The organism is Mycolicibacterium austroafricanum, assembly GCF_000612725.1.
Taxonomy (GTDB): Bacteria; Actinomycetota; Actinomycetes; order Mycobacteriales; family Mycobacteriaceae; genus Mycobacterium; species Mycobacterium austroafricanum.
In genome coordinates this window covers 188,206-211,605 of record NZ_HG964456.1, presented here as the reverse complement: position 1 = coordinate 211,605, position 23,400 = coordinate 188,206, and the positions used below count along the sequence as shown (strand labels likewise).

The 23,400-nt window shown below is 70.4% G+C and carries 23 protein-coding genes; 5 read left to right on the top strand and 18 right to left on the bottom strand.

Annotated features, from left to right (window positions below; all coding sequences use genetic code 11):
- Nucleotides 1-604: 604 nt before the first annotated feature.
- Both BN976_RS23570 and BN976_RS23565 read left to right on the top strand, forming a co-directional pair.
- Nucleotides 605-904 (top strand): hypothetical protein, encoded by a 300-nt coding sequence (locus BN976_RS23570; protein ID WP_011780705.1) that lies wholly within the window; start codon nt 605-607, stop codon nt 902-904.
- A 270-nt stretch (nt 905-1,174) separates the two neighbouring features.
- Nucleotides 1,175-2,026 carry a MerR family transcriptional regulator gene (locus BN976_RS23565; protein ID WP_036374567.1) on the top strand — a complete coding sequence of 284 codons (852 nt, stop codon included), beginning with the start codon at nt 1,175-1,177 and terminating at the stop codon, nt 2,024-2,026.
- 11 nt (nt 2,027-2,037) lie between these two features.
- Here BN976_RS23565 and BN976_RS23560 read toward each other — a convergent pair whose 3' ends face one another.
- Both BN976_RS23560 and BN976_RS23555 read right to left on the bottom strand, forming a co-directional pair.
- Nucleotides 2,038-2,874: an SDR family NAD(P)-dependent oxidoreductase gene (locus tag BN976_RS23560; RefSeq protein WP_036374565.1), complete on the bottom strand. Its 837-nt coding sequence runs from the start codon at nt 2,872-2,874 to the stop codon at nt 2,038-2,040.
- The gene (locus BN976_RS23555; protein WP_036374564.1) at nt 2,871-3,227 is read right to left on the bottom strand and encodes a hypothetical protein; all 357 of its coding nucleotides are present in this window, start codon (nt 3,225-3,227) and stop codon (nt 2,871-2,873) included. The genes BN976_RS23560 and BN976_RS23555 overlap by 4 nt, the downstream gene beginning before the upstream one ends.
- A 75-nt stretch (nt 3,228-3,302) precedes the next feature.
- On the opposite strand from BN976_RS23555, the gene BN976_RS23550 reads away from it, so the two are divergent.
- Both BN976_RS23550 and BN976_RS23545 read left to right on the top strand, forming a co-directional pair.
- Entirely contained in the window at nt 3,303-4,532 is a 1,230-nt protein-coding gene (locus BN976_RS23550; RefSeq protein ID WP_036374563.1) for a serine hydrolase domain-containing protein, read from the top strand.
- Nucleotides 4,532-5,263, top strand: a complete 732-nt coding sequence (locus tag BN976_RS23545) for a type 1 glutamine amidotransferase (RefSeq protein WP_036374561.1) — start codon at nt 4,532-4,534, stop codon at nt 5,261-5,263. Before BN976_RS23550 ends, BN976_RS23545 begins: the two co-directional genes overlap by 1 nt.
- On the opposite strand, the gene BN976_RS23540 is transcribed toward BN976_RS23545, so the two are convergent.
- Nucleotides 5,245-6,594 (bottom strand): TIGR01777 family oxidoreductase, encoded by a 1,350-nt coding sequence (locus tag BN976_RS23540; RefSeq protein ID WP_036374559.1) that lies wholly within the window; start codon nt 6,592-6,594, stop codon nt 5,245-5,247. The genes BN976_RS23545 and BN976_RS23540 overlap by 19 nt on opposite strands.
- A 103-nt stretch (nt 6,595-6,697) precedes the next feature.
- Here BN976_RS23540 and BN976_RS23535 point away from each other — a divergent pair, with 103 nt between their 5' ends.
- Complete coding sequence (locus tag BN976_RS23535; protein WP_109489653.1) at nt 6,698-7,360, top strand: phosphoribosyltransferase; 663 nt, start codon at nt 6,698-6,700, stop codon at nt 7,358-7,360.
- Nucleotides 7,361-7,369: 9 nt separating this feature from the next.
- Here BN976_RS23535 and BN976_RS23530 read toward each other — a convergent pair whose 3' ends face one another.
- The 15 genes from BN976_RS23530 to BN976_RS23460 form a co-directional block, all read right to left on the bottom strand.
- A complete protein-coding gene (locus tag BN976_RS23530) occupies nt 7,370-7,735 on the bottom strand; it encodes a DUF308 domain-containing protein (RefSeq protein ID WP_036374555.1) in 366 nt (121 codons plus the stop codon).
- Nucleotides 7,736-7,765: 30 nt separating this feature from the next.
- Entirely contained in the window at nt 7,766-8,581 is an 816-nt protein-coding gene (gene wag31 / locus BN976_RS23525) for a DivIVA-like cell division protein Wag31 (protein ID WP_011780714.1), read from the bottom strand.
- A gap of 192 nt (nt 8,582-8,773) precedes the next feature.
- Nucleotides 8,774-9,064 carry a YggT family protein gene (locus tag BN976_RS23520; RefSeq protein ID WP_011780715.1) on the bottom strand — a complete coding sequence of 97 codons (291 nt, stop codon included), beginning with the start codon at nt 9,062-9,064 and terminating at the stop codon, nt 8,774-8,776.
- 119 nt (nt 9,065-9,183) lie between these two features.
- The gene (locus BN976_RS23515; RefSeq protein ID WP_011780716.1) at nt 9,184-9,816 is read right to left on the bottom strand and encodes a cell division protein SepF; all 633 of its coding nucleotides are present in this window, start codon (nt 9,814-9,816) and stop codon (nt 9,184-9,186) included.
- Nucleotides 9,813-10,640, bottom strand: coding sequence for a YggS family pyridoxal phosphate-dependent enzyme (locus BN976_RS23510; RefSeq protein WP_011780717.1), 828 nt, complete (start codon nt 10,638-10,640; stop codon nt 9,813-9,815). The genes BN976_RS23515 and BN976_RS23510 overlap by 4 nt, the downstream gene beginning before the upstream one ends.
- Nucleotides 10,637-11,347: a peptidoglycan editing factor PgeF gene (pgeF, locus tag BN976_RS23505; protein ID WP_036374552.1), complete on the bottom strand. Its 711-nt coding sequence runs from the start codon at nt 11,345-11,347 to the stop codon at nt 10,637-10,639. Before pgeF ends, BN976_RS23510 begins: the two co-directional genes overlap by 4 nt.
- Nucleotides 11,348-11,361: 14 nt before the next feature.
- Nucleotides 11,362-12,528 (bottom strand): cell division protein FtsZ, encoded by a 1,167-nt coding sequence (ftsZ, locus tag BN976_RS23500; RefSeq protein ID WP_011780719.1) that lies wholly within the window; start codon nt 12,526-12,528, stop codon nt 11,362-11,364.
- Between the two features lie 193 nt (nt 12,529-12,721).
- Nucleotides 12,722-13,666 carry a cell division protein FtsQ/DivIB gene (locus BN976_RS23495; protein WP_036374547.1) on the bottom strand — a complete coding sequence of 315 codons (945 nt, stop codon included), beginning with the start codon at nt 13,664-13,666 and terminating at the stop codon, nt 12,722-12,724.
- On the bottom strand, nt 13,663-15,045 hold the full coding sequence (gene murC, locus BN976_RS23490) for a UDP-N-acetylmuramate--L-alanine ligase (RefSeq protein WP_051558551.1): 1,383 nt from the start codon (nt 15,043-15,045) through the stop codon (nt 13,663-13,665). Before murC ends, BN976_RS23495 begins: the two co-directional genes overlap by 4 nt.
- 50 nt (nt 15,046-15,095) lie before the next feature.
- The gene (gene murG / locus BN976_RS23485; RefSeq protein ID WP_036374544.1) at nt 15,096-16,262 is read right to left on the bottom strand and encodes an undecaprenyldiphospho-muramoylpentapeptide beta-N-acetylglucosaminyltransferase; all 1,167 of its coding nucleotides are present in this window, start codon (nt 16,260-16,262) and stop codon (nt 15,096-15,098) included.
- The gene (gene ftsW, locus BN976_RS23480; protein WP_011780723.1) at nt 16,259-17,764 is read right to left on the bottom strand and encodes a putative lipid II flippase FtsW; all 1,506 of its coding nucleotides are present in this window, start codon (nt 17,762-17,764) and stop codon (nt 16,259-16,261) included. Before ftsW ends, murG begins: the two co-directional genes overlap by 4 nt.
- A 13-nt stretch (nt 17,765-17,777) precedes the next feature.
- Nucleotides 17,778-19,229: a UDP-N-acetylmuramoyl-L-alanine--D-glutamate ligase gene (gene murD / locus BN976_RS23475; RefSeq protein WP_011780724.1), complete on the bottom strand. Its 1,452-nt coding sequence runs from the start codon at nt 19,227-19,229 to the stop codon at nt 17,778-17,780.
- A 1-nt stretch (nt 19,230) separates the two neighbouring features.
- Nucleotides 19,231-20,310: a phospho-N-acetylmuramoyl-pentapeptide-transferase gene (gene mraY, locus BN976_RS23470; RefSeq protein ID WP_011780725.1), complete on the bottom strand. Its 1,080-nt coding sequence runs from the start codon at nt 20,308-20,310 to the stop codon at nt 19,231-19,233.
- Entirely contained in the window at nt 20,307-21,839 is a 1,533-nt protein-coding gene (locus BN976_RS23465; protein WP_036374541.1) for a UDP-N-acetylmuramoyl-tripeptide--D-alanyl-D-alanine ligase, read from the bottom strand. The genes mraY and BN976_RS23465 overlap by 4 nt, the downstream gene beginning before the upstream one ends.
- Entirely contained in the window at nt 21,836-23,371 is a 1,536-nt protein-coding gene (locus tag BN976_RS23460; protein WP_036374538.1) for a UDP-N-acetylmuramoyl-L-alanyl-D-glutamate--2,6-diaminopimelate ligase, read from the bottom strand. Before BN976_RS23460 ends, BN976_RS23465 begins: the two co-directional genes overlap by 4 nt.
- Nucleotides 23,372-23,400 lie beyond the last annotated feature (29 nt).

Genomic DNA, 23,400 nt, shown 5'->3' with positions numbered 1-23,400 from the left:
GACAGCGAATGTACAATCCAAGCGTCTGTGCCGCACAGTCTCGAGCCGGCACGTGCGGCGCTGTCGAGCGACTGAACAATTTGTCGCCGTACGCCAACAACAATTACAGCGAACGCTGCCGCGTCAATCGAACACCTCACGTCCGTGAACGGGCTATTTCGGATAAGTTCAGGCAAACTCACTAATTCACAAACCGCGGCTACCGCGCAAACACGAGCAAAGCTCAAGACGCGGCGGGTCGTCGCCGTAATCGGGTTGGTGGCCGAATGAGTCGAACTGGCGGCCGGGAGCTCCGGTGCCGCGTCCCAGGGCGCACTGGGAGGCATTCGACGGCGATGCGGGCGGTGCGGTTCTGGGTGCGGCCGGCGCCGACACACCAGATCATGCATCGAATGCGTGTGCGAGCCCAACGGCCGGTCCGACGAGTTTCACCGCTGTATTACTGCCAACCGGCGACCAATTTCTGCCACCGGAATTATTGACCTGACCTGCGGGTTTAACCGGTCAGATCGATCACGATCTACCAGAACGGAACACCACCACACGTCGAAACCGCGCGACACGCTCCACGGCTCCGACCCCGGACAAAGGGAAGAGCAGAACCATGAAGAACCTCACCATCGCCACCGCCGTCGCCGCCGGCCTGAGCGCCGCCGTACTCGGCCTGGCCGCCCCCGCGATCGCCGCCCCCACCGGCGGTAACGCCGACGCGACGATCAGCCAGCTCGAAGCCCAGGGCCACCGTGTCGTGGTCAACCGGCTCTCCGATGCCCCGCTGAGCGAAGCCAGCGTCGTCGGCGTCCACAAGGGCGGCGACATCCGCTCCACCGTCCGCGACGACTTCACCGACCGCACCTACCAGCAGACGGTGACAGGCAGCGTCTACTACGTCGACGTGCGCTGAGCGCACAATTCTGCCGACGTGCGCTGAGCGCACAATCCGGCCGACGTGCGCTGAGCGGATAACCCGGCCGACGTCACGTAAGCGGCGACGTCGGTAACCGTCAAAGCCGAAACGGGGCACCTCCAACAAGGAGGTGCCCCGCTTCCGTCCCGCAGCGCCTGAGATGGAAACCGGTCACCGGTATCAGCAGGCCCGCGACGCTGCCGATCGCCCTCGACAACGGTTACCGACCGCCCTGTCGGGGTGGCGGCGATCTGCGATAGTGCAGGGGTGAAACGAGAAGCCGTCCAGGCATCTCCGAAGCTGACCATCGGCGAGTTCGCCACGGTGACCCACCTGAGCGTGCGCACGCTGCGCCGATATCACGAGGGCGGACTCCTGGAGCCTGCCTGGGTCGACGGGTACACCGGTTACCGGTACTACACGCCCGAACAGATACCCACCGCGCAGGTCATCCATCGGCTCCGGCAACTCGACGTCCCGCTGGCCGACATCGAATCCATCCTCACCGCAGACGATCCGCAGCACCGAGCCCAGGTGATCTCGGACCATCTGCGTCACCTGGAGGCCGAACTCGACCGGACCCGCGCCGCGGTCGTCTCGCTGCACAGACTGCTGAACCCCGATCCCGCCGACCTCGAGGTCCAGCTCCTGTCGGTGCCGGCCCGCACGGTCGCCGGGATCAGTGGCCATGTCCGCCAAGAGGATTCGCTGACGTGGTATGACTCGGCGATGGCCGAACTCGACGCCGCCTTCCCGCTCGCCGAGCACACGGGACCACCCGGCGGTCGTTATGACAACGAGCTTTTCACCCACGGCGCGGGCGCGTTCGCCGTCTTCCGGCCGGTCCGGAATCCGAAGCCCGCCGGCAGAATCCGCGTTCTCGAGCTGCCGCAGGCCGACCTGGCCGTCACCGTGCACACCGGCAGGCACGACGACATCGACGTCACCTACGGCCGTCTCGGCAGTTGGGTCGTCACACACGCCCTGGCAGTCGACGGTCCGATCCACGAAACCTATTCGGTGGGTCCGCGGGACACCACGGACCCTGCCGAGTGGCGGACCGAGATCGGTTGGCCCGTCTTCCGCCTCGCCGCCGGCGAGCCGTCCGCGCAGAAGTGACCACCGCCCGGTCATTGGGGGAAATCCGCTCCGCGAGAAAGCGTCTCGTTTTCGTGTAGTTCGGCCAGCGCCGCTTCCAGTTCCGCCTTGACTGCGTCGAACCCGTCGCCTCCCAGGACCAGGCGATGGGGTGGCGGATCCTGCGCCATGGCCGCCAACACCGCGCGGGCGCCGCGCCGGGGATCGCCGGGCTGCATGCCGTCCTGGGCGATCATCGCCTCCCGGACCCCCTGCAACAACGCGCGATACTCGGAGACCGGTTCGCGGACGGGCTCGTCGGCGAACCCGGAGTAGGCGCGGGTACGGAACGCTGCGGGCTCGACCGCCATCACGTTGATCCCCCACGGCGCCACCTCGTCACGGAGCACCCCGGTGATCGCCTCGACGGCGAATTTCGTTGCGCTGTAATGACCGAAGCCGGTCACACCACGCAGCCCCGCAACGGACGACACATTGACGATCCAACCGCCCCGCCTGGCGCGCATACCGGGCAGCGCGGCCCGCAGCACGGACAGCACTGCGAAGAAATTGAGCTCGAACATCGCCCGCAGCTCGGACTCGTCCATGCCCTCGACCGTTCCGGCCCAGCCCCGGCCCGCGTTGTTGACCAACACGTCTATGCCGCCGAACCGCTCCTCGGTGGCCTTCACCGCGACGCGCACCTGCTCGGGGTCGGTCACGTCCAACGGCACCACCAGAACCCGGTCCCCGTGCTCCCGCGCCCAGCCGTCCAGCTCCTCGGGCCTGCGAACCGTGAGCGCTACCCGGTCCCCGGCCCCCAGGGCGGCGTCGGCGAAGGCCACGCCGAACCCGCCCGGCGTGCCTCCCGTGATGAACCAGGTTCTCACGGCTCGATCACAAGTCGGCCGATCAGCCCGCCCACCAGCGTGAATCGGTAGTGCAGATCGGCCACTCCGCCGGGGAAGTCGCCTTCCAGTCGCTGCCGAACGTGGTAGTCGGATGGGCCGACCCGGGCCGCGCCGACGAACTCGGTGGTGTAAGTGAATTCGCTGCCCGCATCGGCCAGCCAGGCGGCGATCTCGGTGCGTCCACGGTGGACATGGCCCTCATCGGTGACCGAGGCGTCGTCGGCGAAGGTCACCAGGGCCGCCGCCGCGTCACGGGCCTGGTGTGAGGTGAGGTAGGCGTTGACTGCCACAGGCAGTGCATCCCACGCGATCATGGTCTCTTGAACGGTCATGGCACCCACGGTGGTGTCTCCCCCGGGGAGAGAGTCAAGAACTGCCCGGACGCGGCGGTACGAGAGGATGCGGGCATGACCGTCCTGCGCCGTCTGGCCGCCGCCTGCATCCTGCCGATCCTCGCCGCCTGCGCACCGCCCGCGGTGGCGCCCGACTCGGATGCCCCGAAAGCCGACCCGGCCAAGGCCGACGCGGTGATGCGCATCGTGCGGGAGACCATGGCCGAAGCTCACCTGAAGGCGGTGATCGTCCGGGTCACCGTCGACGGTCGCGAGGTGCTCACCGAGGCGGCCGGCGAATCGATGACCGGCGTGCCGGCCAACACCGCCATGCATTTCCGCAACGGTGCCGTGGCCATCTCCTATGTGGCGACGCTGCTGCTCAAGCTCGCCGAAGAAGGCACGGTGAGCCTGGATGACAAGCTGTCGACGTGGCTGCCGCGAATTCCGCACGCCGACCGGGTGACGCTGCGTCAACTGGCCCAGATGACGTCCGGCTACGTCGACTACGTCATCGGGAACACCGCCATGAACGACGCGTTCCTCGCCGATCCCTTCCGGGCGTGGACCACGCACGACCTTCTCTCCTACGCCACCTCCAAACCCCTGCTGTACGAACCGGGTACCAACTGGAACTACGCGCACACCAACTACGTCCTGCTGGGGCTCGCACTCGAGAAAGCCACCGGCGAGACCATGTCGGACCTGTTGTCGGACAAGGTTCTTCGCCCGCTGGGCCTGACCGACACGGCCGCCTCCCTGACCGCCGACATCCCGTCACCGGTACTGCACGCCTTCACCTCCGAGCGCCGCGAGGCACTCCGGATACCGCCCGACACCCCGTTCTACGAGGAATCCACGTTCTGGAACCCGTCCTGGACGATCACCCACGGCGCGATTCAGACCACCAACATCTACGATCTTGAGGCGACCGCGGTGGGCATCGGATCCGGTCGGCTGCTCAAGCCCGAGTCGTATCGGCAGATGGTGTCGACCGACCTGCGCGGCAAGACCCGCTCACAGCCCGGCTGCGCGACCTGCAGGCCGATGGACGAGCGCTACACGTACGGGCTCGGCGTCGTGATCTCCGGAAACTGGCTGCTGCAGAACCCGATGTTCGCCGGGTACGCCGGCGTCGAGGCATACCTGCCGGCGCAGAAGATCGCCATCGCCGTCGCCACCACCTTCGCCCCTGAAGCGTTCGACGACTCCGGCGACTACCGCAACGAGGCCGAGACACTGTTCCGCAGGATCGGGGCCGAGATGGCCCCCGACGATGCACCACCGGGGCCCGCGCCGAGATAATGGCGGACGTGGCATCCAAGGTTCTGTTCCTGGTCAACGAGCACATCGCGACCGAAGCGCTGCTGGGAGACGCATTCGCCGAGCAGGGATTCGACGTCGACACGTTCGAGGTGGTCCCCGCCGAGCGCGTCGGCGCACCCGCGGGCGAGGTGACGTTCCCCGATCCGGGCGGCTACGACGTGATCGTCCCGCTCGGGGCGAGCTGGCCGGTGTACGACGAATCGCTGCGCGACTCCTGGGTCGGCACCGAGATGCAGCTGCTGCGTGACGCCGCCGACGCCGGGATCGCGGTGCTGGGGGTGTGTTTCGGCGGCCAGTTGCTCGCTCAGGCGTTCGGCGGTTCGGTGGCGCGCTCCCCGCGACCGGAGATCGGTTGGTACGACGTGCTCAGCGACCGGCCCGAGGTGGTCCCGGGAGGACCGTGGTTCCAGTGGCATTTCGACCGCTGGACGCCGCCTCCCGGCGCCACCGAGATCGCGCGGACGCCGAACGCCTCACAGGCATTCGTGCTGGGCCGCACGCTGGCCCTGCAGTTCCATCCCGAGGTCGACGGGGACCTGCTGAAGATGTGGCTGGCCGCCGACCGTGACGGAGACGTGATCGCCGCCGGCCTGGATCACGACGAACTACTGACCCGCACAACGGAACTCGCGCAGGATACCGGGCCGAGGATCCGCTCCCTGGTGCGCGGCTTCCTGACGCACGTGGCGGGTCACTCCCGCCCGAGCTGATGGGCCAGCGCGCCGCGGAGGTCGGGGTGGCGGAACGGTTGCCCGGCGGCCAGTAGCTTCGACGGCACCACGCGCTGACTCGCCATGGCGAGCTCGCGAGCTCCCTGCTCCCCCAACAGAATCCGCGGTCCCAGCGCCGGCACCGGAAGCAGAGCGGGCCGGTGCAGCACCCGGGCCAGCTCCCTGGTGTAGTCGCTGTTGCGGACGGGGTCGGGACCGACCGCGTTGACCGGCCCGCTGAGCCCGTCGTCGTAGAGCGCTCGGTGGTAGACGTCGACGAGGTCGTCCAGACCGATCCAGGACAGCCACTGCCTGCCGTTGCCGAGCCGCCCGCCCAGCCCCGCCGCGAACAGCGGACGCAGCAGATGCAGCGTGCCACCGGCGGCGGCCTGCACGATGCCCGTCCGCACCTTGACCACCCGCAGACCCGCGTCGGCGGCCGGCGTGGTCGCCGCCTCCCAGTCCGCGACCACGTCGGCGAGGAAGCCGTCCCCGCGGGTGCTGTCCTCGGTCAGCTGCGTGTCGCCGCGGTCGAAGCCGTAGAAGCCGATCGCCGACGCGCTGACGAACGTGCGGGGGCCGTCGGGCGCCGACGCGGCGGCCGACGCGAGCAGCCGCGTCGGCTCGATTCGGCTGTCCCGGATGGCGGCGCGGTGCGCCTCGGTGAAGCGGCCCGCGATCGACGCGCCGGCCAGGTGCACCACGGCGTCGACGCCGGTGAGCAGGTCGGGTGCCGGGTCGCGCGGATCCCACTGGCGTTCGTGCGCACCCCGCGCGGGGCCCCGGACCAGCCGGATCACCCGGTGACCACCGGTGCTCAGGAACGCGCTGAGCGCCGAACCGACCAGGCCGGACGCCCCGGTGATCGCGACGACCATGGGCGCCGCGCCGGCCTCGGCGGCCCTGCGGTGCGCCGCCAGGTCGTCGGCGAGCTGGCGGTGGCGGTAGACGAAAGTGGACCGCAGCGCGGCGGCCGGCACCGCCGTGTCGACCTGGTCGTGCACGCGGGTGCCGCCGTCGGCGTCGGCGAATGTGTGGGTGTGCCGCCACCCGCCGATCACCCGGGGTGGCCACGACGCCGGGCCGTCCGACGACAGCTCGTCGACGAACCGGCGACCGGCCACGTACTCCGCCGGGTCGTGGCGTGCCACCCAGCGCAGCCCGCCCGGCAGGCCGAGCACCGCCACCCCGTCGGCCAACGACTCCGCCTCGGACACCACGGACATCGGCTGCCACGGCGGTACCAGGCGGCGCATGGCGCCGGGCCGGGCGTGCCACTGCCAGACGTCGTCACGCGGGTGCTCGACGACGCTTTCGTATTCGATCCCCATGGCCGCCCTCCCTGGCGTTCGTTGCGGTGTCCTCAGTCATTCGGTGCACTCGCGGTGTCGGATTGCCCCACACTCGAGGGGGTACTCCCCTGCGGACGGTCCGATGACACACGACGAGCGCATGACGCACAAGAAGCGAACGTTCCGCGACCGCCGCGAGGCTGGTCAGGTGCTGGCGCGCGATCTCGCTCGGTACCGCGGTACGCGCGACCTCCTGGTGCTCGGACTGGCGCGCGGCGGGGTGCCGGTCGCTTGGGAGGTCGCCCACGCGTTGCACGCCCCGCTCGACGTGTGCCTGGTGCGCAAGCTGGGGGTCCCCCAATGGCCCGAGCTGGCGATGGGGGCGATCGCCACCGGCGGCGGCGTGGTGCTGAACACCGGGCTGCTGCACGATCTCGGCATCTCCGACGACGAGGTGGGCGAGGCCATCACCCGGGAGACCGCCGAACTCGACCGACGGGAGCAGGCCTACCGCGGTGATCGCGGGCCGGTGTCGGTAGCGGGCCGGTGCGTCATCCTCGTCGACGACGGCATCGCCACCGGAGCCAGCATGGTCGCGGCCATGCGCGCCGTCCGGCAGGCCGGGGCGGCGCGGGTGATCGTCGGAGTTCCGGTCGGACCGGCGTCGGTGTGCAGGCAATTGCTCGACGAAGCCGACGACGTGGTGTGCTCGACGATGCCCGAGGACTTCCGGGCGGTCGGTCAGATGTTCGTGGATTTCCACCAGGTCAGCGACGACGAAGTCCGCGAACTGCTCGCCGGTTGACCGGGTCGTTCAGTTCTTCGGCGACTCTTCGCTCTGCGGGGGCGCCGGGGGCGCCTCGTCGGACGCGAGGTCGGACTCGACGTCCACGGCGACCGTGTCATCCGCCGGGGTCTCGTCGTAGTCCTCCGCCAACGGGGCCTCGTCGGGATAGTCCTCGACGTACTCGCTGCCAGCCTCATCGGGTTCCGTTGCCGCCGAGGGGTTTTCGTCAGCGTTGCGCTTGGACCGGTCGCGCAGCGCGTCGACGATCAGAAGCACGACACCGATGACGCTGGCCACGATGCAGACCCAGGCGATGAGCTCGTTGCTCGTCACCACTGCCATCACCAACGCCGCCAAGCCGATGACGGCGAGGACCAGAGCAACAATCAGCATGGGCCAACCCTAGGTGGAAGGGGCACGCGACTAGTTGTTGCCCCGGTTGAACTGGTTGAAGCCGCCGTCGTTGTTGGCGCCCGAATCCACCGGTGCGGCCGAGCCACGCTGGCCGAGCTCCTCCAGCTGGGACTCGAGGTAGGTCTTGAGGCGGGTGCGGTACTCGCGCTCGAAGGTGCGCAGCTGCTCGAGGCGACCCTCGAGGACGGTCCGCTGCTGGTTGATGGTGCCCATGATCTCGGAATGCTTGCGCTCGGCGTCGGCCTGCAGGGCGTCGGCCTTCTCCTGCGCCTGGCGCAGCTGGGTTTCCGAGCGGTTCTGGGCGTCGGCGAGCATCGCGTCGGCACGCTGGCGCGCCTCGGCCACGGTGGTCTCGGCGGTCTGGCGCGCCTCGGTGACCATCTGGTCGGCCTGGGCGCGGGCGTCGGAGAGCATCTTCTCGGACTCGGCCTTCGCGCTGCTGGTCAGGCGGTCGGCGGTGTCCTGGGCCAGGCTCAGCACCTTGGCTGCCCGCAGGTGCTGGTCTTCGGTGACCGGTGCGGCGGGCGCCGGCGTGGGCGCGGCCTCGTACACGGGCTCCGGTGCCGGTGCGGGTTCGGGCTCCGGCTCGTAGACTGGCAGCGTCTGCGTCGCCTGGACGCCGCCCTCGCCGCGGCGGGCTGCGGAGAGCTCCTGATCCAGCTCGGCGACCCGCTGACGCAGATCGCTGTTCTCCTCGATGAGGCGGGACAGCTCGTTCTCGACGAGGTCGAGGAAGGCGTCGACCTCGTCCTCGTTGTAGCCGCGCTTGCCAATGGGTGGCTTGCTGAATGCCACGTTGTGCACGTCGGCAGGAGTGAGCGGCATTGTCTGCCCCCTTGAAGTCTGGACCGTCAGTGATTCGGAGTGTAAAGCCTTGCTGGAACGTAACTGGCGTCCATCCTGTCACACCTGACCCGGCGGTTGCAGGAGAGGTCGATAATTAAGGCCGAAACTCAACATTCCGGCCTGCGGACCCAGCGCCCGGCGACACCTGTTTGCCCAGCTCGGCCGGGGACGTCAGACTGCCGCCCCGAAGGCCAGCTGCATGCCGATGAAGGCGACCAGAAGCAGCACCATGATGGACAGGTCGAACCGCACCGCACCTATCGTGAGCTGCGGGATTATCCGCCGCAGCAGCTTCACGGGCGGATCGGTGAGCGTCATGATGATCTCCAGGATCACCACCGTGGCACCCCGCGGATGCCAGTCCCGGCTGAACGAGCGGATGAACTCGACCACGACCCGGGCGATCAGCAGGAGCCAGAAAACAAACAGCGCGAAACCCAGGATCTCGAAGAAGAGCGCCAACGAAGCCGACCTCACTCAGGCAGATGTGTGACTTTGACTACAGGCCGCGGCGGCCTGGGCCGCTTCGAAGCGGCAGTGCCCGTGCGACGCAGCCAGCCTACCCGGGGTGACGTGGGTGGCTACTGGTAGGAGTAGAAGCCGGCTTCGGCGATGCGCCGGCGCTGTTCGGCGGTCACGTCCACGTCGGCAGGCGAAAGCAGGAAGACCTTCGTCGCAACCTTGTCGAACGAGCCGCGAAGCGCGAAGGCCAACCCGGCCGCGAAGTCGACCAGTCGCTTGGCGTCGGCGTTGTCCATCGAGACCAGGTCCATGATCACCGGCGTGCCGTCGCGGAACCGCTCGCCGATGGTGCGCGCCTCGCTGTAGTCCTTCGGCCGCAGCGTGGTGATCTTGGCCAGCGGGCTTCCTGCCTCGAAGAGTTCGGCCATGCCACGCGGATCCATCGCCAGCGCACCGCGCGTCGAACCCCTCAAGCCGCCGAAACGCGGTGGGGTGCGGTCGAATTCGCGCGGACCCCGAAGGCGGGGCTCGAAGCGGGCATCGTCGAATCCACCCCGGTAGCCGGCGGGCTCGTCGTACTCCCGGGCCCGGTCGTCGTACCCGCGCGGGTAAGCCTCGTCTTCGAAGCGATCCTCGCGGGGACGACGGTAGCCCCGCGCCGGAACGCGGTCGTCGTCCTCGTAGTAGTCGTCCTCGTAGTCGTCCATCGGCGCCATACCGAAGTAGGCCTTGACTTTGTGCAGTGTGCTCATTGTGAGGACCCTTCTGGCGGTGAAGACTCAGGTAATTCCGGCGAATCTGGTGTCTGTGATGAAGGTGTGACTGGTGTGACTACTTCCGGTGACGTTAGCGGTCGCGATCCCAGAAGCGCGGTACCGACACGCACACAAGTGGATCCGTGTCGCACCGCTTCTTCGAGGTCACCCGACATCCCGGCGGAAAGCCCGAGGCGTTGCTGGAAGCGGCGTTGCACCCGGTCTCGCTCCCGTTCGAGTCGGGCGAACGCTTCGCCGGCATCCGCGTTCAGCGGCGGGATCGCCATCAGACCGACGAACTCCAGACCCCGCGCGCTGTCGACGGCCCCGCACAGGTCATCGATCCGGTCCGTGGCCGCGACGTCCACCCCGCCCCTCGCCTCGTCGCCATCGAGGCTGACCTGCAGATATACCCGAAGTGGGGCCGGTCTGCGGCCGTCGTCGAGCGCCTCCTCGGCGGCCCGGTCCAGTGCCGCGATCACCTTCGGGCTGTCGACCGAATGCGCGGCGTACGCCCACTGCGCCACCGAGCGCGCCTTGTTGCGCTGAATCCGTCCGACCATGTGCCAGCGGATCGGATCGTTCCCGACGAGTCCGCCGACCTCTTCGACCTTCGCCGCCGCTTCCTGATCGCGGGACTCCCCGAACGCCGAACACCCCAGACGGTGCAGGGCCACCACGTCCGAGGCGGGGAAGAACTTCGTCACCGGCAGCAGCTCGATGTCCCCGGCGTCACGCCCGGCGGCCTCGGCGGCCCGCGCGACCCGCAGCCGCAACGCGGTCAGCGCCAGGCTCAGCTCCGCGTCCCGCGCGGCCGTCATGTCGCGGGCTCCAGCCAGATCAGCGAGGCCAGGCGCCCGGTCGGGGCGTCGCGCCGGTGACTGAACAGGTTGGGATCGTCGACCGTGCACCGCGGGTCGACGTCCACCGACCGCACACCCAGCGCGCGCAGCTGGGTCGCGATGCCCGCGCGGAGATCCAGCCCCGGCGTCCCCCGGCCGGTGGTGGTACGGCTGCCGGGCAACGCCTGCTCGACCTCGGCGGCCATCGCCTCGGGCACCTCGTAGTTGCGACCACTGACTGCGGGGCCCAGCAGCACCGAGACGTCTTCGACGCGGGCACCCGCGTCGGTCATGGTTTTCAGCGCCCGCGCGACGATGCCTGCGGCGGCGCCCACCCGGCCGGCGTGCACCGCGGCGACCACCCCGGCGCGCGCGTCGGCCATCAACACCGGCACGCAGTCGGCGGTCACCACCGCGAGCGCCAGCCGCGGCACCGTGGTGACCAAACCGTCTGTGGCATCGACGGTCTCGCCGCCGTGGTCGACGACGGCGACATTGGCACTGTGCACCTGGTTCATCCAGACGATGTTGTCCCCCAGCCCGACGGCTGCCGACAGTCGGCGCCGGTTGGCCGCGACCGCCTCGGGGTCGTCGCCCACGTGATCGCCGAGGTTGAAGGTCGCAAACGGCGGTTTGGAGACCCCCCCGGCGCGGGTGGTGGTCACGCGCCTGACCCTGAAGGCCACGAACCGCGGGCCGGTCAGTGACGCATGAACGGCGGCACGTCGACGTCGTCGTCGGAGATGCCCCCGTCGTCGCCGCCGCCGATCCGCACGGTCGCCCCGTTGGTCTGCCCGGCCGGCACGGCGGCGGGATCCGACGGCTCGAAGATCGACGAGTTGACCCGGCCCGCCTTGCCCGGCGCGATCGACTGGGCCGCCGCGGGCGTCGACTCGCCGGTCACCGGCTTGCGGCCCGGTCCGGCCGCGTCGAAGCCCGCCGCGATGACCGTGACGCGGACCTCGTCGCCGAGCGAGTCATCGATGACGGTGCCGAAGATGATGTTGGCCTCGGGGTGGGCCGCCTCCTGCACCAGCGACGCGGCCTCGTTGATCTCGAACAGACCCAGGTCACTACCGCCGGCCACCGACAGCAGCACGCCCTGGGCGCCCTCCATCGACGCCTCCAACAGTGGCGAGTTGATCGCGATCTCGGCGGCCTTGAGCGCCCGTCCGTCGCCGCGCGCCGAGCCGATACCCATCAACGCGGTACCCGCGGAGCTCATCACGCCCTTGACGTCGGCGAAGTCGACGTTGATCAGGCCCGGAGTGGTGATCAGGTCGGTGATGCCCTGGACACCGTTGAGCAGCACCTCGTCGGCGCTGCGGAACGCGTCCATCAGCGACACCGCGGCGTCGCCCATCTGGAGCAGCCGGTCGTTGGGGATGACGATCAGGGTGTCACAGCTCTCCCGCAGCGCGGCGATGCCGTCTGCGGCCTGGTTGCTGCGCCGCTTGCCCTCGAAGGAGAAGGGCCGCGTCACGACACCGACGGTCAGCGCGCCGAGCTTGCGTGCGATCGACGCCACGACGGGCGCGCCGCCGGTGCCGGTGCCGCCGCCCTCACCGGCGGTGACGAACACCATGTCGGCGCCGCGGAGCAGCTCCTCGATGTCGTCCTTGGCGTCTTCGGCGGCCTTGCGGCCGACCTCGGGATCCGCGCCGGCGCCGAGTCCTCGGGTGGAATCGCGCCCGACGTCGAGTTTGACGTCGGCATCGCTCATCAACAACGCCTGCGCGTCGGTGTTGATCGCAATGAACTCGACGCCCTTGAGACCCTGTTCGATCATCCGGTTGACGGCGTTGACGCCGCCGCCGCCGATGCCGACCACCTTGATCACAGCGAGGTAGTTATGCGGGGGGGTCATCATCGCCCTTCCTGCTTGGGTTTCATGTCCTGAGCGGAACCCTCGACCGTGTCCCTAAACCCTCAACCTCAACCATAGGCTTAGAGTTATGTCAAGTTGTTCCGCGCATCCAGAACGGTAGGGCCGGCCACCGCGGTTGCCGGGCAGGCGCGCCGAGACGACACGACAAAAATCTGGCGTGTGATCAGCGCGACTACTTGACCGTCGGCAGATCGGGACTGGACACGTCGTAGACCTGGCCCGGCTGGGTCAACAGCGCGGCCAGCTTGAGCGCCTTCTCCTCGGTGCGGTCGGTGGTTCCCCACACCACGGTGCGGCCGTCGACCAGCGTCAGCGTGATCGCGGCGACCGACGGCGCCGAGACCCGGCCGACCTGGCTGGCCACATCGGGCCGCAGCGACGTCATGACCTGAAGCGCAGCCTGGGTCGCCGGGTCGCTCGGTCCCGGGTTCTCGGTGTCCAGATACGGAATTCCCGGCGGCGGCGGAGCGGTGGCGAAGTCGACCCCGTCCCGGTCGAACAGGTGCACGCCGTCCGGATAGTCCTTGAGCACCACCGGCACCCGCTCGATGACCGTGATCCGCAGGGTCGACGGGTACTGGCGCTGCACCCGCGCAGAGGCGATGCGCCGGATTCCGGCCACGCGTTCGGCGACGCCGTCGGTGTTCACCTGCAGCAGCGGCGTTCCCGGCGCCACGGCCGCGGCGGCGACGACCTCCTCCTGGGTCACCGCGCCCACGCCGGTGACCACGATGCTGCGCGCCGACATGATCGGGGTGAAGTACAGCAGCAGGCCCAGCGCCACGACGAGGACGGCGGTCAGCGCGGTCCACATGAGCACCTTCAGCCCCCGCACCGTCCCGCGCCCGAGGGTCCTGGTCTGCGGTTGCTGCTTGCCCAGAGCCCGGCGCTTGGCCTCTCGGCGGGCCGCTTCGATCGCGGTCGCCCTGGCCTGCGCCGCGCGGCGCTCCTCGCGCTCGCGCCTGGCGCGCCGCCGCGGGCCCTCGAAATCCTCCTCGGGCGCCTGCGTTTCGGGCGCCGGCGTTTCGGGCGCCGCCGCTTCGGCGGCGGGCGTTTCGGCGGCCGGCGTCCCGGTGACCGGTGTTTCGGTGGCCGCGTCGTCGGTCGGGTCGGTCACGCCCTGGCCTCCACCTCGGCCAAGATCTCCCTGCCGAGCAGCGTGACGTCACCGGCGCCCATCGTGACCACCACGTCGCCGGGCGCGACAGACGCGGCCACCCGCGCCGCCACCGCCGAGAAATCGGGAAGGTAGGTCACCGGCGCGGACACCGCGTCGGCGACGGTGGCGCCGCTGACACCGGCAAGGGGTTGCTCGCGCGCGGCGTAGACGTCGAGCACGAAAACCTCGTCGGCAGCGCTCAGCGCTGCACCGAACTCGGACGCGAAAGTTTCGGTGCGCGAATACAAATGGGGCTGGAACACCACGATTGCACGACCACTGCCTGCCTGGTCGACGACGGCACGCAACGCGGTGAGCGTGGCGCGCACCTCGGTCGGGTGGTGGGCGTAATCGTCAAAGACACGGACACCGTTGGCGCTCCCCACCAGCTCGAAGCGCCTGCGCACGCCCTCGAATCCGGCGAGCCCGTCGAGTACGGATTCGAGGTCGGCGCCGGCCTCCCTCGCGGCCAGCAGCGCGCCGAGCGCGTTGAGCGCCATGTGCCTGCCGGGCACCGACAACCTCATCGTCAACGGGCGGGCCTCGGTACGCAGGGCGATGCTGGCCACCGCGCCGGTGCCCTGCTGGGTCCACTCCAGCAGCGTGGCGTCGAGCGCACCTGTTCCGGTGCTGCCGTAGCGCAGCACCCGCAGTCCCGACCCCGACAGCCGCTCGGCCAATGCCCGGGCACCCGGGTCATCGACACAGACCACCAGGGCGCCACCGGGGTCGATGCGACCGGCGAATCGGTCGAACACCTCGGTGTAGGCCTCGACGCTGCCGAAGAAATCGAGGTGGTCGGCCTCGATGTTGGTGACGACCACGATGTCCGGGCGGTATTCGAGCAGGGAGCCGTCGCTCTCGTCGGCCTCGGCGACGAAGCTCGAACCGCTGCCGTGGTGTGCGTTGGTGCCCGCCTCTCCGAGGTCACCGCCGACGGCGAACGACGGGTCGAAACCGCTGTGCTGCAACGCCACGATGAGCATGGACGTGGTGGTCGTCTTGCCGTGTGTGCCGGTCACCATCAACGTGGTGTGGCCCGCCATCAGCCTGGCCAGCACGGCGGGCCGCAGCAGCACCGGAATGCCGCGCCGGCGCGCCTCGACGAGCTCCGGGTTCGTCTTCGGGATCGCGGCGTGCGTGGTCACCACGGCGGTCGGCCCGCCGGCAAGCATGTCCAGCGCGGAAGGATCGTGCCCGATCCGGATCTCGGCGCCGCGGGCCCGCAACGCGATCACCCCGCGGGACTCCTTGGCGTCGGAACCCGACACCAGGCCGCCGCGGTCCAGCAGGATGCGGGCGATACCCGACATCCCCGCTCCCCCGATGCCCACCATGTGCACCCGCTGCAGCTCGGCGGGCAGGTCGGTGCGGTGGCCGGGCACGGTCACCGCCGCGTCCTCAGGTCACGGGCGCGGCGCGCCACCTCGAGGGCCACCTCGGCGACCCGACGCGCCGCGTCCGGATGCCCGGCCAGGGCCGCGGCGGCGGTCATCGCGGCCAGTGTGTCCGCGTTGTTGAGCAGGCCCGGCACCGTTTCGGCCACGAATTCCGGTGTGAGCGAACGATCCTCGACCAGGATGCCGCCGCCGGCCTCGACCACGGGCAGTGCGTTGAGCCGCTGTTCACCGTTGCCGATCGGCAGCGGGACGTAGACCGCAGGCAGACCGACCGCGCTGACCTCGGCGACGGTCATCGCACCGGATCGGCACACCGCGAGGTCGGCGGCGGCGTAGGCCAGGTCCATCCGCTCCAGATAGGGCACCGCGACATACGGCGGGTCGCCGGGCCGCGGGGCGGGCAGATCCAAGGTGTTCTTCGGCCCGTGCGCATGCAACACCGAGATACCTTGCTCGGCAAGCTTTTCCGCGGCGCCCGCGACGGCCCGGTTGAGGGACTGCGCACCCTGGGATCCGCCGAACACCAGCAGCACCCTGGCGTCGTCGGCGAAGCCGAAATGTGCGCGCGCCTCTGCGCGCAGCGCCATCCGGTCCAGCGACGTGATCGCCTCCCGCACCGGCACTCCCACCACCTCGACGTGGGGCAGGCCGGGGTCGGGCACCGCCGAGAGCACCCGCTGCGCCGAGCGGGCGCCGACCTTGTTGGCCCAGCCGGCGCTGGCGTTGGCCTCGTGCACCACCACCGGCACCCGCCGGTGTGTACGGAGGCTGCGCGCGGCCAGGTAGGCGGGGACCGCGACGTATCCACCGAATCCGACGACGACGTCGGCGGACACCTCGTCGAGAATCCTGCGAGTCTGCCGCACTGCGCGGAGGACCCGCATCGGCAGCCGGAACAGATCGGCGGAGAGTTTGCGCGGCAACGGCACCGGAGTGATCAACTCGAGGTGATACCCCCGCTGCGGCACCAACCTGGTCTCCAGCCCCCGCTCGGTCCCGAGCGCGGTGATCCGCACGTCCGGGTCGAGCGCGGTCAGCGCATCCGCAACCGCCATCGCGGGTTCGATGTGGCCCGCCGTGCCACCGCCGGCAAGAACGACAGAGATCCCCCGGTCGCTGCGCTCCTGCCCCGCCGGGACCGAAATCCGCGTCACCCGTAACGCTGACCTTCCAATGTGCGGGCCCGTCGGCCCTGGTTTCGCCGGGTATCACCGTAGCCGCCGGAGGACCGGCCAGACCGCACCGGGTGCCCGGCGGCAGCGCGCCCGGACCGCCGCTGCGGGCGTTCGGCGGCCTTCGGCGCGGGGGTGCGCGGGCGTTTGCGGAGCCGGTCGCGCAGCGCCTCGGTGCGGGTCGGCACGTACGGTGCGGGCAACGGGAGCCGAAGCAGCCGGTTGACCCGGTCGTCGCGGCCGGCACGTAGCGCCGCGACAGCCTCCGGCTCGTGCCGCGCGGCGTTGGCCATGATGCCGATCATCAGCAGCGTGGTGGCCGTCGAGGTGCCGCCGGCGGAGATCAGCGGCAGCTGCAGGCCGGTGACGGGCAGCAGACCCACCACGTAGCCGACGTTGATGAAGACCTGAGACAGGATCCACAGCGTGGCGGTGGCGGTGAGCAGCCGCAGGAACGGGTCGGCGGAGCGGCGCGCGATGCGCATGCCGGTGTAGGCGAACAACCCGAACAGCAACAGCAGACCGACGGCGCCGACGAACCCGAGCTCTTCACCGATGATCGCGAAGATGAAGTCGTTGTGGGCGTTGGGCAGATAGTTCCACTTCGCGGTGCCCTGCCCGAGGCCGTCGCCGAAGACCCCGCCGTTCGCGAGCGCGAACCGGGCCTGGCGGGCCTGATAGCCGGAGCCCTGGGCATCGGCGGCGGGATCGAGCCACGACTGCACGCGCGCGGAGCGGTAGCCCGCCGACATCGCGAGCACCGCGCCGGAGATCAGCACCGCACCCAGCGAGCTCAGGAACACCCGCAGCGGCAGTCCGGCGTACCACAGCAGGCCGAGCAGGATCACGCCCATCGACAGCGTCTGGCCGAGGTCGGGCTGCGAGACGATCAGCCCGAGCGCGATCACGGCCGCGGGCACCAGCGGCACGAGCATCTCGCGCAGCGACGCATGTTCCATGCGCCGCGCCGCCAGTAGGTGAGCGCCCCAGATCGCGAACGCGATCTTGGCCAGCTCCGACGGCTGCATGGAGAACCCGGCCACCACGAACCAGCCGCGAGAACCGTTGGCCACCTTGCCGATTCCCGGGATCAGCACGAGGATCAGCAGCACGACGGAAAAGGCGAAACCGGCGAAGGCGAACCGGCGCATCACCGCGACCGGCATCCGCAGCGCGACGTAGAACGCGAGCAGCCCGATCGCCGTCCACAGCACCTGCTTGCCGAACACCGCCCAGGGCGAGCCCTCGAAATCGTAGGAGTACACGCCGGACGCGGACAGCACCATGGTCAGGCCCATGGTGATGAGCAGCGCGGTCACGGCGACGATGAGATGGAACGACGTCATCGGCCGCCCCAGCCAGGCGCCGACCCGGGTGCGCGGCAGGTGCAGTCCATCGGATGCGGCTTTGCCGCCGGTGACCGCCTGGGGGTCGGCAGCCGGATTCGCGCGACGGTTGCGCAGCCGGCTCAGGATGCTGCTCACGAGCCTCCGCCTGCTACCTGATGGCGGCGCGCACCGCCGCAGCGAATGCGTCGCCGCGGTGGCCGTAGCCGGTGAACTGGTCGAATGACGCGCCCGCCGGGGCCAGCAGCACGGTGTCCCCGGACGTGGCCAGGCCCCGCGCGGCGTCGACGGCGGCGGTCATCACCGCGTCGGCCAGCGTCCGATCCCCCGTCTGGATCACTCGAGTCACACGAGTAACACCTGACTCATCTTTCTCAAGCACCACAGAATCCTCCCCCGTCACAAGCTCTACGACGGGGACATCCGGTGCGTGTCGCGATAACGCGTTGCCGACGATCGCGCGGTCGCGACCGATGAGCACGACGCCGACCAGGCGGTCCTTCGTCGCCTCGACCATCTCGTCGACCGAGGCACCCTTGAGCAGTCCCCCGGCCACCCAGACCACCCGCGGAAACGCGGAGACCGAGGCCTGCGCGGCGTGCGGGTTGGTGGCCTTGGAGTCGTCGACGTAGGTGATGCCGTCGGCGACCGCGACGACCTCCGCGCGGTGCCTGCCCACGTGGAACGTTGCCAGCGCCTCGGCGATCGCCGCGGCCGGCACGTCGACCGCGCGGGCCAGCGCGGCCGCCGCCAGCGCATCGAGCACACCGACGGGACCCGCGACCGGGATGGTGTCGGCGTCGGCGAGCGCCAGGTCGCGGCCGAACGCGTTGTCGATCAGCACGCCGTCGCGCACCCCGAACTCGCCCGGCCCGGGATCGCCCAGCCGGAAACCGACCTTCACCGGCGCCGGTGCGTCGGCCAGCAACCCCGCGGCGATCGCGTCGTCCAGGCCACCGACGGCCACCCGCCCGGTCAACGCCCTGGCCTTGTCGCCGGCGTAGGCCGCCATCGAGCCGTGCCAGTCCAGGTGGTCCTCGGCGACGTTGAGCACCGCCCCGGCTTCGGGGCGCAGCGACGGCGCCCAATGCAGCTGGAAGCTGGACAGCTCGACGGCCAGCACGTCGGCGGGCCGGTCCAGCTGCGACAGCACCGGGTCGCCGATGTTGCCGCACAGCACCGCACGCCGGCCGCCCGCTTGCAGCATCGCGTACAGCATCGACGTCGTCGTCGTCTTACCGTTGGTGCCCGTCACCACCAGCCACTGTCGGGGCGGCCCGAACCGGCCGGACCGATCGAGGTGCCAGGCCAACTCCACGTCACCCCATACCGGAATCCCGGCGGCCGCCGCGGCGACGGGGATCGGCGCAGTGGGCGGGATACCGGGGCTGACGACCACGAGGTCGAAGTCGGCGATCCGGTCGACAGCGGTTGCGGGGTCGAGCACCTCGACACGCTGCTGGGCGGACGCCGTCAGCGCGGTCGGGCTGTCGTCGGTCAGCGTCGCGCGGGCACCGAGCGGGGCGAGCGCCGCCAGCACCGCGCGACCGGTGATCCCGGCGCCGACGACCAGCACGGCCGCCCCGGGTGAGATCGGCTGCATGTCAGGCACCGACGGTGGTCAGCCACTCGCTGTAGAACAGGGCGACGCCCAGACCGCAGGCGATTGCCGTGAGCAGCCAGAACCGGATGATCACGGTCGTCTCGGCCCAGCCCACCAACTCGAAGTGGTGGTGGAACGGCGCCATCCGGAACACCCGGCGCCCGGTGGTGCGGAACGCGAGGATCTGCACCACCACCGAGGTGACCTCGGCGACGAACAGCGCGCCGAGCACGACGGCCAGCATTTCGGTGCGGCTGGTGACCGACAGACCCGCGATGATCCCGCCGAGGGCCAGCGATCCGGTGTCGCCCATGAAGATCTTGGCCGGCGCGGCGTTCCACCACAGGAATCCGATGCAGGCACCGGCGGTGGCCGCGGCGATGATCGCCAGGTCCAGTGGGTCGCGCACGTTGTAGCAGCCCACCCCGGGGCTGGTGGCGCACGCATTGCGGAACTGCCAGAACGTGATCAGCACGTAGGCGGCGCAGACCATCGCCATCGCGCCGGCGGCCAGGCCGTCGAGCCCGTCGGTGAAGTTCACCGCATTCGACCAGGCACTGACGACGACGACGCAGAACAGCACGAACACCGCAGGCGCCAGCGTCACCGTGGCGATCTCACGCACATAAGACAGCTCGGCGCTGCCCGGGGTCAGCCCGTCGACGTTGCGGAACTGCAGGGCCAGCACCCCGAACAGCACGGCGGCGACCAGGATGCCGACCGTCTTGGCGGTCTTGTTCAGACCGAGGTTGCGGGCGCGGCGGATCTTGATCAGGTCGTCGAGGAAACCGACGGCGCCCAGTGCCGTGGCCAGCCCGAGCACCAGCAGACCCGACGCCGACGGGCCCTTGCCGTCGATCACCACGCCGACCAGGTGGGTGCCGAAGTAGCTGGCCCAGATACCTGCAACGATCGCGACGCCGCCCATCGACGGGGTGCCGCGCTTCTTGTGGTGGCTCGGCGGGCCGTCCTCGCGGATCTCGTGGCCGAATCCCTGCCGGGTGAACAGCCTGATCAGCACCGGGGTCAGGAGTATCGACACCGCCACCGCGATCGCGACGGCGATGAGTATCTGCCTCATCGGTCACCGTCGCGGGCGACGTCGGAGACACCGTCGCGGGCGACGTCGGAGACCAGAGCGTCGGCCAGCGCGCCCAGGCCCGCGGAGTTGGAGGCCTTCACCAGCACCACGTCGCCGGGCCGCAGCTCGGCGCGCAGGATCTCCAGTGCGGCGTCGGTGTCGGCGACCGGGATCGCCTCAGAGCCGAACGACCCTTCCATCACCGCCCCGTGCAGCATGGCGCTCATAGGCCTCCCGGATCCGACGACGATGAGTCGAGAGACATCTAAGCGCACCGCCAGTCGGCCGATGCGGTCGTGTTCGGTTATCGCGTCGTCGCCGAGTTCGGCCATCTCCCCCAGCACCGCCCAACTGCGACCTTTGGACGCGCCACCCCGACTCATCCATGCCAGTGCCTTCAACCCCGCGCGCATCGAGTCCGGGTTGGCGTTGTAGGCGTCGTTGATGACCGTCACGCCGTCCTCGCGCGCGGTGACCTGCATGCGGTGCCGCGACACCGGGCCCGCCGTGGCCAGGGCTGCGGCGACCTGCTCCGGGGTGGCCCCGCACTCGAGTGCGACGGCCGCCGCGCACAGCGCGTTGGACACCTGGTGGTCGCCGTGCACGGCCAGCGTGACCGGAACGTCGGCTGCGCCTGTGTGCAGCGTGAAACTGGGCCTGGCCAGCGCGTCGAGGCTGACCCCGTCGGCGCGCACGTCGCGCGCCTCGGCCCCGCGCCCGACCCGCACGACGCGGGCCGCGGTCTTGTCGGCCATCGCGGCGACGGCGGGGTCGTCGGCGTTCAGGATCACCACGCCGGATTCCGGAACTGCTTGCGGCAGTTCTGATTTCGTAGCCGCGATGACCTCACGGGAGCCGAATTCCCCGAGGTGGGCGGTGCCCACGTTGAGGACGACCGCGATCGACGGCACAGCAATGCGGGCCAGCGCGGCGATGTTGCCGGGGTGGCGGGCCGACATCTCCAGCACCAGGTAATCGGTGGACCGGGTGGCCCGCAGCACCGTCCACGGGTGGCCCAGCTCGTTGTTGAACGAGCCCGGCGGTGCGACCACCTCCCCGAGGGGCGCGAGCACCGCGGCGATCAGGTCCTTGGTCGACGTCTTGCCCGACGAGCCGGTGATGCCGATGATCGTCAACCCGCCGGCGACGAGCTCGGCGGCGACCGCGGACGCCAGCCGCGCGAGCGCCGCGAGCACCGCTGCGCCCGAGCCGTCGACGTCGTGTTCGAGCACACCGGCCGTGCCGGGCGCAGCGGGGTCCGGCCGCACCGGGTCGACGACGACCGCAGGCACGCCGACGGGGCGGGCCGCCAGCACCCCGACGGCACCCGCCGCCACCGCCGTGGCCGCGAAGTCGTGGCCGTCGGAGCGGGCACCGGGCAACGCCAGGAAGAGGCCACCGGGCGTCACCGCCCGTGAGTCGAACTCGACGGTGCCCGTCACCACGGTGCGGGCCGCATCCTCGTCGGACACGTCGGCCAGGCGGCCGCCGACGATCTCGGCGATCCGGGCCAGCGACATTGCGATCATCCGCCGGCCCCCCGGGCGCCTCGCGCCTCGAGCGCGGCGGCGAGCTCGTCACGGTCGTCGAACGGCCGGGTCTGCCCGCCGCTGGTCTGTCCGGCCTCGTGCCCCTTGCCTGCGATCAGCACGATGTCGCCGGCCCGGGCCCACCCCGCCGCGTGGCCGATCGCGGCCCGCCGGTCACCGATCTCGACGACCTCGGCACGCGCGCCGGCCGCGCCGGCCAGGATCGCGGCACGGATGACGGCGGGATCCTCGTCGCGCGGATTGTCGTCCGTGACCACCACGAGATCGGCCAGCTCGGCGGCCACCCGCCCCATCGGCTCACGTTTGCCCTGGTCGCGGTTGCCGCCGGCACCGAACACCACCGCAAGCCGGCCGGTGCACTGCTCGCGCAGCGTCTGCAGCACCGCACGCAGCGCGCCCGGCTTGTGCGCATAGTCGACCAGCGCCAGGAACGGCTGGCCGCGGTCCACCGACTCAAGCCGGCCGGGCACCGTCGCATCCCGCACCCCGGGCGCGGCCTGCTCCGGCGACACCCCGACCGCGTCGAGAAGCGCGATGGCCAGCAGGCAGTTGGCCACGTTGTAGCCGCCGGGCAGCCCGATCTCCAGGCCGTGATGGACCCCCGCCGGATCGACCGCGACGAAGTCCTGCGCGCCGCCGCCGGCGGACCGGACGTGCTCGGCCCGCCAATCGGCGGGACCGGTGGTGCTCACGGTGACGGGCCGCCGGGCGCGGGCGGCCATGGCCCGGCCCCATTCGTCGTCGACGCAGATCACCGACCGCGCGGCGTGTGTCGCGCAGGCCGGATCGAAGAGCCGCGCCTTGGCATCGAAGTAATCCTCCATCGTCGGATGGAAGTCCAGATGGTCGCGCGACAGGTTGGTGAACCCGCCGACCGCGAAAGACACCCCGTCCACCCGGCCGAGAGTCAGCGCGTGGCTGGACACCTCCATCACCACGGTGTCCACGCCCTGCTCGAGCATTGTGGCCAGCAGGGCCTGCAGTTCCGGGGCCTCCGGCGTCGTCAGCCCGCCGGGCTGCTGCCGGCCGTCGATCCGCACACCGACAGTGCCGATCAGGCCGGCGACCCGGCCCGCCGCCCGCAGGCCCGCCTCGACCAGGTAGGTGGTGGTGGTCTTGCCCGATGTCCCGGTCACACCGATGACCCGCAGATGCTGCGAGGGCCTGCCGTACACCGCCGAGGCGAGCTCGCCGAGTACCGCCCTCGGGTCGGGGTGAACGAGGACCGGCACGTCGGGGGCACCGCGGGAGGCGATCTCGGCCTCGCCGGCCGCGTCGGTGAGCACGGCGACCGCTCCCCGGCCCACCGCTTCGGCGGCATACCGGCCGCCGTGGGCGCGGGAACCGGGCAGCGCGGCGAACAGGTCGCCGGGCTGCGCGTCCTGGCCGCGCAGCGTCACGCCGGTGACCTGTACGTCAGGCGCCCCACCGCCGCCGGCGGCGACCGCAGCGACCAGATCGGCCAGCACGCCGAGGGCAGCTCCGACGGGATGGCTTGGGCGCAGGTTCATGGCGATGACACATTACCGATCTCGCCGGG

Bases quoted from the DNA above. Each gene is read 5' to 3' on its own strand.
- BN976_RS23570 (WP_011780705.1), top strand. From the start codon at position 605: ATGAAGAACCTCACCATCGCCACCGCCGTCGCCGCCGGCCTGAGCGCC.
- BN976_RS23555 (WP_036374564.1), bottom strand. From the start codon at position 3,227: ATGACCGTTCAAGAGACCATGATCGCGTGGGATGCACTGCCTGTGGCA.
- BN976_RS23550 (WP_036374563.1), top strand. From the start codon at position 3,303: ATGACCGTCCTGCGCCGTCTGGCCGCCGCCTGCATCCTGCCGATCCTC.
- BN976_RS23545 (WP_036374561.1), top strand. From the start codon at position 4,532: ATGGCGGACGTGGCATCCAAGGTTCTGTTCCTGGTCAACGAGCACATC.
- BN976_RS23540 (WP_036374559.1), bottom strand. From the start codon at position 6,594: ATGGGGATCGAATACGAAAGCGTCGTCGAGCACCCGCGTGACGACGTC.
- BN976_RS23535 (WP_109489653.1), top strand. From the start codon at position 6,698: ATGACACACGACGAGCGCATGACGCACAAGAAGCGAACGTTCCGCGAC.
- BN976_RS23530 (WP_036374555.1), bottom strand. From the start codon at position 7,735: ATGCTGATTGTTGCTCTGGTCCTCGCCGTCATCGGCTTGGCGGCGTTG.
- wag31 (WP_011780714.1), bottom strand. From the start codon at position 8,581: ATGCCGCTCACTCCTGCCGACGTGCACAACGTGGCATTCAGCAAGCCA.
- BN976_RS23515 (WP_011780716.1), bottom strand. From the start codon at position 9,816: ATGAGCACACTGCACAAAGTCAAGGCCTACTTCGGTATGGCGCCGATG.
- BN976_RS23510 (WP_011780717.1), bottom strand. From the start codon at position 10,640: ATGACGGCCGCGCGGGACGCGGAGCTGAGCCTGGCGCTGACCGCGTTG.
- ftsZ (WP_011780719.1), bottom strand. From the start codon at position 12,528: ATGACCCCCCCGCATAACTACCTCGCTGTGATCAAGGTGGTCGGCATC.
- murC (WP_051558551.1), bottom strand. From the start codon at position 15,045: ATGGTGGGCATCGGGGGAGCGGGGATGTCGGGTATCGCCCGCATCCTG.
- murD (WP_011780724.1), bottom strand. From the start codon at position 19,229: ATGCAGCCGATCTCACCCGGGGCGGCCGTGCTGGTCGTCGGCGCCGGG.
- mraY (WP_011780725.1), bottom strand. From the start codon at position 20,310: ATGAGGCAGATACTCATCGCCGTCGCGATCGCGGTGGCGGTGTCGATA.
- BN976_RS23465 (WP_036374541.1), bottom strand. From the start codon at position 21,839: ATGATCGCAATGTCGCTGGCCCGGATCGCCGAGATCGTCGGCGGCCGC.
- BN976_RS23460 (WP_036374538.1), bottom strand. From the start codon at position 23,371: ATGAACCTGCGCCCAAGCCATCCCGTCGGAGCTGCCCTCGGCGTGCTG.